10 protein-coding genes are annotated in these 11,553 nt (G+C 68.4%); 6 read left to right on the top strand and 4 right to left on the bottom strand.

Annotated elements, in window-relative coordinates; translation table 11 throughout:
- The 5 genes from BN1056_RS03505 to BN1056_RS03485 all read left to right on the top strand — a co-directional run.
- A partial coding sequence (locus BN1056_RS03505; protein ID WP_210579106.1) for a zinc transporter occupies window positions 1–485 on the top strand: 485 nt, incomplete at its 5' end.
- A 258-nt stretch (window positions 486–743) separates the two neighbouring features.
- Window positions 744–1,268 (top strand): PadR family transcriptional regulator, encoded by a 525-nt coding sequence (locus tag BN1056_RS03500; protein ID WP_210579105.1) that lies wholly within the window; start codon window positions 744–746, stop codon window positions 1,266–1,268.
- The gene (locus tag BN1056_RS03495; RefSeq protein ID WP_073330112.1) at window positions 1,265–2,053 is read left to right on the top strand and encodes an ABC transporter ATP-binding protein; all 789 of its coding nucleotides are present in this window, start codon (window positions 1,265–1,267) and stop codon (window positions 2,051–2,053) included. Before BN1056_RS03500 ends, BN1056_RS03495 begins: the two co-directional genes overlap by 4 nt.
- The gene (locus tag BN1056_RS03490) at window positions 2,050–4,272 is read left to right on the top strand and encodes an ABC transporter permease (protein ID WP_210579104.1); all 2,223 of its coding nucleotides are present in this window, start codon (window positions 2,050–2,052) and stop codon (window positions 4,270–4,272) included. The genes BN1056_RS03495 and BN1056_RS03490 overlap by 4 nt, the downstream gene beginning before the upstream one ends.
- A gap of 130 nt (window positions 4,273–4,402) precedes the next feature.
- Window positions 4,403–5,086 (top strand): HAD family hydrolase, encoded by a 684-nt coding sequence (locus tag BN1056_RS03485; protein WP_210579103.1) that lies wholly within the window; start codon window positions 4,403–4,405, stop codon window positions 5,084–5,086.
- Between the two features lie 136 nt (window positions 5,087–5,222).
- Here BN1056_RS03485 and BN1056_RS03480 read toward each other — a convergent pair whose 3' ends face one another.
- Window positions 5,223–6,893: a lysine--tRNA ligase gene (locus tag BN1056_RS03480; protein ID WP_244671485.1), complete on the bottom strand. Its 1,671-nt coding sequence runs from the start codon at window positions 6,891–6,893 to the stop codon at window positions 5,223–5,225.
- 231 nt (window positions 6,894–7,124) lie between these two features.
- Here BN1056_RS03480 and BN1056_RS14585 point away from each other — a divergent pair, with 231 nt between their 5' ends.
- Complete coding sequence (locus BN1056_RS14585; protein ID WP_244671484.1) at window positions 7,125–8,060, top strand: hypothetical protein; 936 nt, start codon at window positions 7,125–7,127, stop codon at window positions 8,058–8,060.
- Window positions 8,061–8,375: 315 nt separating this feature from the next.
- Here BN1056_RS14585 and panD read toward each other — a convergent pair whose 3' ends face one another.
- From panD to BN1056_RS03460, 3 genes are all read right to left on the bottom strand, one after another.
- The gene (gene panD / locus BN1056_RS03470) at window positions 8,376–8,831 is read right to left on the bottom strand and encodes an aspartate 1-decarboxylase (RefSeq protein WP_210579100.1); all 456 of its coding nucleotides are present in this window, start codon (window positions 8,829–8,831) and stop codon (window positions 8,376–8,378) included.
- Between the two features lie 133 nt (window positions 8,832–8,964).
- Window positions 8,965–10,869: a PH domain-containing protein gene (locus BN1056_RS03465; protein ID WP_210579097.1), complete on the bottom strand. Its 1,905-nt coding sequence runs from the start codon at window positions 10,867–10,869 to the stop codon at window positions 8,965–8,967.
- Window positions 10,866–11,387 (bottom strand): PH domain-containing protein, encoded by a 522-nt coding sequence (locus BN1056_RS03460; RefSeq protein ID WP_210579094.1) that lies wholly within the window; start codon window positions 11,385–11,387, stop codon window positions 10,866–10,868. The genes BN1056_RS03465 and BN1056_RS03460 overlap by 4 nt, the downstream gene beginning before the upstream one ends.
- Window positions 11,388–11,553 lie beyond the last annotated feature (166 nt).

The following is an 11,553-nucleotide window of genomic DNA, read 5'->3' as shown; positions in this document are numbered from 1 at the left end:
CCCCCACCACAACCGGAACCACCACAACCATCACCATCACCGCCACCGACATCACCACCCTGCTGGCCGACGGCTCCGGCATCACCCGCCAACCCCCAGGCCCGGAAGTACTACTGACCAAAGACTTCATCGTCTACACCAACCCCAACACCCAAACCCTCACCACCACCATCGCCGGCACCGAAATCACCATCCACGCCACCCCCACCACCTACACCTGGGACTGGGGCGACGGCACTACCACGACAACCACGGTTCCAGGGGCACCGTGGCCCAATCAAACCGTCACCCACCAATACATCACCACCGCCCAGGGCGTAACCACCACCCTGACCACCACCTGGCAAGCCACCTACACCCCCACCGGCGGCACCACCACCCCCGTAAACGGCACCATCACCACAACCAACACCACCACCCCCTACAACATCGTCCGCACCACCACCTACCTCACCGACCAAGCCGAAACCCAACAAGGACACTAAACACACCAACACCGCCACTCGAACCTGGCAGCCCAGCCGCCGAAACTGTCCAAGAACGGCACAAACGCCACCCGGACTTGAGTCGCTGGGCAGGAAAACCGCGTAATTTCGGCGATCCGCAAAACGCGGGACGGCCATCCGCGGACGTTCATGCCGATTCCGGACACTTTGCCCAACCGAGTTCCAGCTAGTGAGCGTCCAACCGATCCACACCCCATCTACACACCACAGGTATACCTCGCGTGTATAGTCCGGCTCATGGACACACGCCTCACGCTCCTCGGGCTGCTCAGCACCGGCCCCGGCTACGGATACGACCTCAAGACGCACTGGGACCGCTGGTTCGCCGGCACCAAGCCGCTCGCCTTCGGCCAGGTCTACGCCACCCTCGCCCGCCTGTTGCGTGACGGCCTCATCGTCCAGCTCGGGGCCGAAACCGGCGCCGGCCCGGAACGCAAGCGCTACGAGATCACCGAAACCGGGCGCGCCGCCGTGGAGGAGTGGATTCGCAGCCCCGAGGTCCCCTCCGACTCCATCCAGGCCGACCTGTTCGCCAAGACCATCATCGCCATCCTGCTCAACGACGACGCCGAGCACCTCCTGGACCTGCAACGCGCCGCCCACACCCAGCGCATGCGGGAGCTCACCCGCCGCAAGGAGGGGGCCGACCTGCACACGATCCTCATTGCCGACCACGCCCTGTTCCACCTGGAGGCGGACCTGCGCTGGATCGACCTGACCGCCGCCCGCTTGAACGAGCTGCGCCGGGAGGTCCGGGCATGAGCACCACACCCTCCGCCCCGAATGCTTCGGCCGCCCCAGCCGCTTCACCCACGCCCTCCCCCGCCTCGGCACCCGAGGTGATCGTGCGGGCGCGCGGACTGAAACTCGCCTTCGGCGCCACCCGCGCACTGCGCGGCATCGACCTCGACATCGCCACGGACGAGGTCCTGGCCATCACCGGCCCCTCCGGCTCGGGCAAGTCCACGCTCCTGCACGTGCTGGCGGGAGTGCTGACTCCCGACGCCGGCAGCGTGCTCTACGGCGGCCGCGACGTCGCCGCCCTGAACGAGGCCGACCGCGCCCGCCTGCGCCTGGCCGAGTTCGGCTTCATCTTCCAGTTCGGTCAGCTCCTGCCGGACCTGTCGGCGCTGGACAACGTCACACTGCCACTGCTGCTGGCGGGCGCCTCGCGCCGGGAGGCCCTTACACGCGCCCACGCCCAACTGGCGGCCCTCGACCTGGGCGACCACGAACGCAAACTGCCCACCCAGCTCTCGGGCGGGCAGGCCCAACGCGTCGCCGTCGCCCGCGCCCTGGTCACCTCGCCGCGCATCCTGTTCGCCGACGAGCCCACCGGTTCCCTGGACTCCCTGGCCGCCGAACAGACAATGGGCGCCCTACTCAAGGCCGCGCGTGCGGCGCACTCCGCCCTGGTGATCGTCACTCACGACGCCCGCATCGCCGCCTACGCCGACCGCGAGGTGATCATCCGCGACGGGCGCGTCAGCCTCAACAACGGCCTGCTCGCCGCAGCCCGGCCCGACGGCGAGGAGCAGACACGATGAGCACGCTCCCCCTTGCCCGCCTGGTCGTGGCCGGAGACCGCGCCGCTCGCCGCCGTCTTGCGGGTATTACGGCGGGCGTCATGATCGGCGTCGCACTCTTCCTGCTGCTGGCCGCCGCCGCCCAGGCCTTCGGGCAGCGCTCCGAGCGCTCCACCTGGACCGAACTGATGCTGACAAACCCGGGGGTGATGCAGCAACTTGAGGAGGACACAGTCTTAACGCCGGAGACGGCCGCCGCCGTATCAGCCACCGACCATTACGAGGATCGCCTGATCACCATCCTGATGGTCGCCACCACACCGGACACCCGGGTGCGGATCCCCGGCTCCGACGTCGTCCCCCGCCCGGGCCAGTATCTCTCCTCCCCCGCCCTGGCCGAACTCATCGATGCCGTGCCCGCCGACCAGCTGGGCGAGCGCTACGGCGAGCGCGTGGGAGTCCTGTCCGACGACGCCATCGAGGGGCCGGACTCCCTGGTGCTGGTGCTCGGGGTGGAACAGTCACGCGTGCTGGAGTGGGAGGGTATGAGCGCTCCCCAAGTGGTCACCGAGTTCATCGGCTACGACTACGCCTCCGCGGCCTACCGGATCGTTGCCCTCATCGGGGCGATCGCCGTGCTCATTCCGGTGCTGCTGCTGATCGCCATCGTCACCGGTCTCGGCGCGGCACAACGCGCCGAGCGCTTCGCCACCCTGCGGCTGATCGGCGCCACTCCCGGGCGGGTGGCGCGGATTGCCGCGGCGGAGACCGCCGTGACGGCCCTGCTGGGAGCAATGCTCGGCGTCATCCTGTACCTACTCCTCATCCCGCTGGCGGCGCGCCTTGAGATGGGCTCCTCGACCTTCTTCCCACGCGATCTGCTGACCTCGCCGGGAGTCATCGGCGCGACCGTCGTCGCCGTCCCCCTGATGGCGGCGGCGGTGACCTGGTGGACGACGCTGCGGGCCGACGTCGGCCCCTTGGGCGCCTCCCGCGAGCGCCGCGAACGCGCGCCACGGCTGCGCTCCCTCCTGCCCCTGCTATTGGGCCTGGCGGGACTGACGACGGTGCGCATTCTCACCAGCGCCGTCGAATCCGGCTCGGGGTGGGCCGCCGCCATGCCCACTGGCCAACTGCTGGTGGCCTCATTCGTGCTGACCATGCTGGGACTGCTGTGGGCCGGCCCCCTGCTGACCTCATGGGCTGCTCGCCTGGCGCAACGCCGCGCCCGCAACGCGGCGCAGGTGATCGGCCTGGGCAGGATGGTCCAGCATCCCCGGGCGACCTTCCGCGCCGTCGGCGGCCTCGTCGTCGCCGTGTACGCGGTGACCCTGTTCGCAGTCGCCATCACCGCCGCGGCCGGCACCCCGGAGCTGCACCAGGGCCGCGGCTATCTGGCGCCGACGACGCTGTACACGCTGCCCGAGCTCGACGCCGCGGCCGAGCTCGAGCAGGTGGCGGACCGGATCGCGCAGGTCGAGGGCGTGACTGCCGTAGCCGTCGCCCCCGACGCATCGGGCGATTCCGAGGACGCCTCCATGCGGCTGGCGCTGCGGACGGAGGACGCCCGTGCCCTGGGCGCTTTCGACTCCGATTCCCCGGGCGCGGCCGAGGGCTCGGAGTGGGTCAGCGTCGGCTGGGACTGGCTCCTCAACGAGGCCGCCGATCCGCGGCCGTATACCGCTCCCGAGGCCGATGCCGCGGCCATGCTGCTGGTCGCGACCGACGGCGAGGCGGCCTCGGTGGAGCGCGCCCGCACCGCCATGGTGAACTCGGCACCGGGAGTGATCAACCAATACCCGATCTCACGCGTCGACAATGTGGTCACTTCCGCCTCCGCGTTGGAGAACCAGTTCGCGGCCCTGGGCTATATCGGCATCCTCATCGCCGCGGGGGTGTCGGCGGCGGCGCTGGCGGTATCCACCGTCTCCTCTCTGCTGGCGCGGCGCCGGGTGCTGTCCCTGCTGCGCCTGGTGGGGATGCCCCAGCGGACGCTGCGGCAAGCGGTCGCCTGGGAGATGCTGCTCCCCGTGGTCACCGTGCTGGCTTTGAGCATCGGCGCAGCGGTGTACACGGCGTGGATCGTCATCACCGGCACCTCCTCGCGCGGGGTCGGTTGGCCCGCGGGCTCCTACTACGTGGTGCTCGGCGCATGCCTGGCGCTGGTCGGCGTCGCCGTGTTGGCGAGCACGCGGGCGGCGGCCCGGATGGTCGCCTCCGCGACGGTACGGTTCGAGTGAGTGACCGACACACACCCGCTTTCAATGTAGCTTCGAGTACTGGGCCCCATCCGTGCGGAGGGCGCCGAGTAAACAATGGCGTTTAGCAATCGAAGCAGAATCCGCCACGGCTCAATCGGAGGATCGCCCTATGCCCGGCACGGTCATCGTCTTTGACATCGACGGGACGCTCATGGACCACAGGGCGGCGGCAGACGCAGGCCTGGACAGCTTTCTTCGCCTGATCGGGGCCGAGCCCACACCGTCGCTGCGCAACACCTGGATTCGAGCAGAACAGAAGCACTTCACGGCATGGCGAGAAGGGGAGCTGAGTTTCACCGAGCAGCGACGCCTACGCATGGCGGACCTGCTCAAAGCACTGGGGAAGACCGTCGGCGGCGAAGCGCAACTGGACCAGCTCTTCGATTCCTACCTGGCAGAGTACGAACGCGCCTGGCGGGCCTACCCTGACGCACCGCCGTGTTTGGAGGAGCTGCGCGACCGCGGCTTCAAGCTCGCGGTGCTCAGTAACGGCGATGCTCGGCAGCAAGACCTGAAACTTGAGCGGATCGGCGTCCGCAAGTTCTTCTCCTGCGTGCTCACCTCCGACTCCTTGGGAGCCGCAAAACCTCACCGGGAGGCATTCGACCGGGCAGCCGAGGTGTTGAACGCACCGAGTGCGGAACTCACATACATCGGCGACGACGTCGAAGTCGACGTACTCGGTGCACGCGCCGCCGGCTGGCAGGCATTCCACCTGGACCGGTTCGACACCGGCCATTTCCAGCCCTGCGTCAAATCACTGAGTGAACTGCCCGCACTCCTTGACCGGTAACGCCGACAGAAGTGACCCCGCTCCCGGGCATGACCTGACCGGCTGCTGCTAGGCCCCTAGGCGCGGCGTGACCGAACCGGGGGAGGCGCGTTTCGCCGTCGTCGTCGGGCGGGCCGACTAGACCTGCCCGGCCAACTCAGCCGCGCCGCACCAGGGGGAAGGTGATGGTCTCGCGGATGCCCTGACCGGTCAGGGCCATGAGCAGCCGGTCCACCCCCATGCCCATGCCGCCGCAGGGCGGGAAGCCCTGCTCCATGGCCACCAGGAAGTCCTCGTCCAGGACCATGGCCTCGGGGTCGCCCTTGGCTGCGGCCAGCGCCTGCGCCTCGAAGCGCTCGCGCTGGACGACCGGGTCGGCCAGCTCGGAGTATGCGGTGGCGGTCTCGGTGCCGCGAATGTAAAGGTCCCACTTCTCGGTGAGCCCCGGGCGGGAGCGGTGGTAGCGGGTCAGTGGGGAGGTGTCCTCGGGGAAGTCGTAGACGAAGGTCGGCTCCCACAGGTCGTTGCCGACCGTCTCCTCGAAGATGTCCTCCACGATCTTGCCGGCCACGGCGTAATCGTCGACCTCCAGGCCGAGCCGCTCCGCGATCCGGACCAGCTCCTCGCGCGGGGTGGCGACGGTGATCTCCTCGCCCACCGCCTCGGACACGGAGGTGTACAGGTCGAGCCGACGCCACTGGCCGGACAGGTCGTACTCGGTGCCGTCGGCCAGGCGCACGATCTCCTCGCCCTCGCTCAGGTCGAAGGCGTCGCGGGCCGCCTGCTGCACCAGGTTCTGGGTCAGCTCGGCCATGCCGTTGTAGTCGGAGTAGGCCTCGTAGGCCTCCAGGACCGCGAACTCCGGGGAGTGGGAGGAGTCCATGCCCTCGTTGCGGAAAACCCGGCCGATCTCGAACACCCGGTCGACGCCGCCTACGACGGCACGCTTGAGGTAGATCTCCGTGGCGATGCGCAGGTACAGGTCCATGTCCAGCGCGTTCATGTGCGTGATGAACGGCCGTGCGGCGGCGCCGCCGTGAATCGCCTGCAGCACCGGCGTCTCCAGTTCGACGTAGTCGCGCCCGTAGAAGTTCTCCCGCAGGCTGCGCACCACGGCGGCCCGGGTGCGCACCATGTCGCGGGCGGCCGGGCGCGTGAGCAGGTCCAGCTCCCGACGGCGCACCCGCTGCTCCTCCGAGAGGGTCACCGCCTCTCCGGCCTCATTGGTCCAAGTCTTGGGCAGAGGCCGCAGCGCCTTGGAGGCGATGCGCCAGGCCGGGGTCGCGATGGCGTCGTCACCAAGTTCGGCCAGGGCGGCGGGGTCGGCGTCCGCGCGCAGCTCCGGCTCCGCGAAGACGGACAACTCCCCGCGCCGGGAGGCACCTACGTGCCCGTGGACGAACAGGTGATCGCCGAGGTCAACGTCGGTCTTGAAGGCGGCGAGGCTCGAGTGACCCGCGCCCGGCAGCGACTTGGCCGACAGCATCGCCTGGAGAGTCTCGCCTGCGCCGTCCTGCAGGGTGACGAAGCAAAGACGGCCGGTGTTGCGCAGGAACACGACGCGTCCCGCGACGCCGACGACATCGCTTGTCTCCTCGCCGGCCTGGAGGTGGCCGTAGCGCTCACGCACGGCGGAGATCGTGGTGGTCAGCGGCACGGAAACCGGGTACGGCTCCCAACCCTCCTCGCGCAGGCGGTCGCGCTTATCGGACCTGATCCGGAACTGGTCGCCCGACGATGGAGCGGCCTGCCGGGGTTCGGGCCGGGATGCGCCCGGCTCGGCGGCCTGCGGCGCGGAAGTCTGCTGGTTGTCGAGGGCTTCACTCACGCGCGCGAGTGTAACCGCTGGCCGTACAGGGCTCATATCCGGCCGGACGTCATCTCCACCAGCGTTGACCGGGCCCGACCCTAGAACGTTCCCGAGCCCGTCCCGAACATCCACCGACCTATCCTCAGGGGCATCCACAGGTAGCAGCGGCAGACCACTACGTGCGCGAGTTATCCACAGGCAGGCAACCGGGGCTACACGAGTCGACGGGCGCAAGGCCATTATTCCTTCATGGACCTCGAAGTCGAGCTATTGCTGGAACGCGTCACGGCACTGCACGGTGCGGCGTATGACGATGAGGTCGTTCGCGGTGCGGAGGATAAGCGCATCATCGAAGCCGCCCTGGCCGCCGAGCTGCTCTACCGCCCCATACCGCGATTCCTTGCGATCCCGGGAACAGATCCACGCATTGTCAAGTGCAGACAGTTTCGAGCGCACCTGACCTGCGCGAGCGCCGCCGAGGTACTCGGCTACCCCATGTGGAACAAGCCTGAATCCCTACACCTGGCGGTTCCAAGAAACCACAGCATGCGGCCCAGCACTTACCGGGATCTGGATACCGTAACGCTGCATCGCAAGACCCAGATCACACCGCTGACAGTGGACGATTTCCCAGTTGTGTCCCCGGCGGAGATAGTCGCCTGCTGCCTGGTGTGCCTCGACGAACTCGATGCCATATGCGTCGCGGACGCGGCCCTCAACCGCGGCGACACTTCAACGGAGGAGATCTCGGAACTGTTGACTGGACGATACGCAGCAAAAGGGCGACAGCGCCTGATGCTCACAGACCCCGCCTCCCGCTCACCTCTGGAAACTCGCACTCGGCTCGCATTGCGGCATATCGGCTTAGCCGTCGAAACAGGCGTAACCATTGAGGGCGTCGGCGAGGTCGACATGCTGGTGCAGAACTGGCTCATCGTTGAGACGGATGGCTGGGAGTTCCATTCATCCAACGAACAGTTCACGCAAGATCGCCGGCGCGACCAGGAAGCGCTCGCGGGCGGTTACGTTGCCGTCCGCCTCACCGGACAGGATGTGGCAGCCGGAGAGGACCACATTCGGAGCATCGTTGCGCGGGCATTCCTCGGCGTTGCACACTCGAGCCGACTGGCTCTCCCAGAAAACCCCGGAATCATGCGGAATCTTCGCAAGGCCGCACAAGCGTGATGAGCTTCCAGTGTGCAGCGAGACCTCCGCTGCACACTGGAGGGTGGTCAGACAACCGCGCGGTCCACCGACCAATTGGAGTTTTTCGTTGCTATTCCACCATTGCGCCAGCTCCCACCCGGCGTAGGAGACTAGCCGTTGCGTGCAACACCGCGCTCGCTCAGACGCAAAGCTGCCCTTCGCTTTATGCTTCGCAGCCACAAGATCAGCCGTGGCACTCGACGGGAGATTCGGCGCCGTATGCACCGTTAGTTGTCGTCGGGAAGCGAGGCTGGGGCATCGGCTCGACTTGCCCAACCGTGGACACTGCGCAGTTCAGCCGCGCACCGCAGCGAGCGGCAGGCCGGAGGACCGCAGTCCCTGCATCCGGGCCACGTCGGAGTCCGCGGGAACCTGCCCGGGCTCAGTGCCGCGTTCGACGATGTGGTTGTCCGCGTCCACGAACACCACGTGCGGCAGGTAGGTGCGCGCCTCGTCATCGCTCAGCTGGGAGTAACCGATGAGAATCACGATGTCACCGGGACTGACCAGGTGAGCGGCGGCGCCGTTGATGCAGATCTCGCCCGCGCCACGCTCGCCGGGGATGACGTAGGTGGACAGGCGGTTGCCGTTGGTGCAGTCGCAGATGTCCACCCGCTCGCCGGGCAGCAGATCGGCCGCTTCGAGCAGATCCGCGTCCACGGTGATGGAGCCGACGTAGTCGAGGTCGGCCTGCGTCACGGTGGCGCGGTGGATCTTGGACGTCATCATCGTCCGAGTGCGAGTGCTCATCGCGTATAAGCGTAGACGCCCCGGGATCGACCGCCGCAGTGTCGTGACAGAGAAGACAGCGTGACGAGGACGACGGGCCCTGGACACAGCGGCCCGTCGTCCGTGACAGCTTCAACCGACCTCGGCGGTCATATCAACCGACCTCGGTGGCGCGGGCGAGCCAGCGGTCCAGCCGTTCTTCGCGTCTGCGCCGCAGCGCCCGCTCGGAGATGACGCGTTCAATGGCGGCGGCATCGTTCAGGTCCAGGTTGCTCAAGGAGCGGCCTATCTCCGCATCCACCATGTCCAGATGCAGCGCAGCCAGGCCACGCCGCCGCGCGCAGGGCCCCTGCACCAGCCGCAGCGACTGGATCCGCTCATAGGGGATCACGCTGATGCGCCGCCGCCACCGGCCGAGCCGCAGCACCACGCAGGTGTAGGTCAGCGCAATCGCTTCGCGCCGCCACGCCAGCGGTGAGAACAGACGTCCGCGGGGACTGATACGGATGAAGCCGCGTCCCGGGTCCTCTACCGCGAGTCGCTCGTCGCCCACACCGTCCTGGTCCTGCCCGGTCAGGGCAGATTCCAGGAAGGCGTCGGGATCGGCCACGCCTAGGTCGGGCACCACCAGCCACAGCGCCCACAGAGCCGTCTCCCGCCGCCCCACCGGCAGCAGCACGTTCGCACCGGTGTTCTCCACCGCCCCGGAGGACTTGGCCTCCGCGGTATCGCGCCCGGCCACGCTCACCTCGACTCGCCACCAGTCGCGCCGGCGCCACAGCACGCCCTGTTCTACCTGCACGCCGTGGACCCTGCCGGGAGGAAGCGTGGAGGAAGTCTCCGCAGTCAGCCCGAAGCGCGTTCGAATCCCCGCAGGCGTGGCCGCGGCACGGAAGCGCCACCCCTTGTCGAAGCGGCTCCACGCATAGGCCCCCAGACCGAACGGTATGGTCAGCATGGGCAACACGCTGACGAACACCGCCAGCGCCCTGTCGTCCTGGAAGGCCCCGATTCTCAGCCACACAGCCAACAGCACCAGGAAGTCGATCGACACCGCGGCGGCGGCCAGGGTCGTTCCGGAGCGGAGCATGGAACCGATCAGGATGCGGGTGTCCACCTCATACAGGTAGTGCTCGACGGCGGATAGACGCTCCTCTGGGATCGGCTGCGCGGCCACGGCGTCCTCGAATCCGCGGGGCACCGACCGGCCCGCCGCGGCTCCCTCGCGTTGTTCCCCGCCAACGCCGGGTGCTTCCCCGGGTACGCGCCCCGGCTCCCCGGGGGCACGCATCCCGCGCCCCGCCGAACCCGGTCCCGCCTCCCCGTCGGGGTCAACCAGGCGACTGCGCGGCCCCGCATCCCCATACGGTTCGCCGACCTCGCCAAGCCGCTCCATCCCCGGGCCCGCAGTCGCGTTCGGCTCCACCGCCTCACCCTCGCCGTACAGCTGGGCTCCGGCCGCCAGCGACAGGATCCGATCACGCAGCTCCTCCAGCTCGCGCGTCCGCAGGAATCCGATCAGTACGTGCGAATCGCTGCCACCGGCCACCTCCACCCTCAGCCGCCCCAGCCCGAAGATGCGGCCGAGCAGCGGGTGGACTATGTCGACGGACTGGATGCGCGGCAGGCGCGCGGTGCGCAACTGGCGGTTGAGAACTCCCGTGCGCAGGTAGACGGCGTCGCGGTCGACGGCGTAGGCGCGCATTCGCCAGGAGAGCCACAGACCGAGGCCAATGACCAGCAGCGCGCCAACCACCCCCAGCCCGATGCTCAGGATCAGGGTGGGCGGCACGTCACCCCGGTAGCTTTGAACCGCCGAATACGCCTCCAGGATCAGCTCGGTGTTCTGCCACAACAGGAAGGCCAGCACCGCCGCGATGATCTTCCAGCCCTCGAGCAACGGGGTGACTGGGTGCACGCGCCGCCACTGTGCGTCGGGCGGCAGCGTGATACTCCGGTCCTCGACGGACGGCCGGCGGCCCTGTGGGCCAACATCCCAGGCTCGCGGGGCGGCCTCCGCGTACGGCAGCGCGCCGTCTGCGCGTCGGCGGGCGTTCATAGCCCCGCCATCCTCTGTTCGCCTCGCTCGGACAGGACCCGGCGGAGGTTCTCGGCCTCGGCAACGGGCAGTCCGTTAATGGTCGCGTCCGTGGAGGCCGATGCCGTATGCAGCTTCACCTCCGCGATGCCCAGGTGCCGCCCCAACGGCCCCTGGGAGGTGTCCACGAACTGCATGCGTCCGTAGGGAATCACGCTGATTGTGCGGAACATGATGCCCTTGCGCCACAGCAGGTGGTCGTCCGCCATGGCGTATCCCATGGCCCGCACCTGCCGCGGGATGATCCACAACTCCCACACCATGACGACGGCGGCCACGGCGGCGCCGGCATAGAACCATCGGCTGGCCAGTATGCCCGCGATCATCAGGCCGAGCAGACACACGCCATCGAGGATCAGGTTGGGCACGAGCCGGGCGGTGATCAGGCGTGGGGAGACGGGACGGAATTCGACGCCGACGGGGGCGAAGGGATCGGCCGCGAGCGGCGTGACCTCGGACGGTGGGACGGAGGGGATCATGGCGGCTCCTGAAGGTCGTTCGCGGCGAGCATCGCAGGCACCCCCGGCGCACGCATCCTCCTGCGGTAGGAGCCCTGCGGAAACCGGCAGTCCGTTTCGGCGCGGGCTCGGGTGCCTGCACTTTCGGCTGCCGGTCCTGTACCGGCGGTACTCCGTTTCGGCGCGG

The organism is Actinomyces succiniciruminis (genome assembly GCF_900002405.1).
GTDB classification, from domain to species: Bacteria; Actinomycetota; Actinomycetes; order Actinomycetales; family Actinomycetaceae; genus Actinomyces; species Actinomyces succiniciruminis.
The sequence above is the reverse complement of the archived record's forward strand: the minus strand, read 5'-3'. Positions and strand labels throughout refer to the sequence as shown.

Bases quoted from the DNA above. Each gene is read 5' to 3' on its own strand.
- BN1056_RS03460 (WP_210579094.1), bottom strand. From the start codon at position 11,387: ATGATCCCCTCCGTCCCACCGTCCGAGGTCACGCCGCTCGCGGCCGAT.
- BN1056_RS03485 (WP_210579103.1), top strand. From the start codon at position 4,403: ATGCCCGGCACGGTCATCGTCTTTGACATCGACGGGACGCTCATGGAC.
- BN1056_RS14585 (WP_244671484.1), top strand. From the start codon at position 7,125: ATGGACCTCGAAGTCGAGCTATTGCTGGAACGCGTCACGGCACTGCAC.
- BN1056_RS03465 (WP_210579097.1), bottom strand. From the start codon at position 10,869: ATGAACGCCCGCCGACGCGCAGACGGCGCGCTGCCGTACGCGGAGGCC.
- BN1056_RS03495 (WP_073330112.1), top strand. From the start codon at position 1,265: ATGAGCACCACACCCTCCGCCCCGAATGCTTCGGCCGCCCCAGCCGCT.
- BN1056_RS03500 (WP_210579105.1), top strand. From the start codon at position 744: ATGGACACACGCCTCACGCTCCTCGGGCTGCTCAGCACCGGCCCCGGC.
- BN1056_RS03490 (WP_210579104.1), top strand. From the start codon at position 2,050: ATGAGCACGCTCCCCCTTGCCCGCCTGGTCGTGGCCGGAGACCGCGCC.
- panD (WP_210579100.1), bottom strand. From the start codon at position 8,831: ATGAGCACTCGCACTCGGACGATGATGACGTCCAAGATCCACCGCGCC.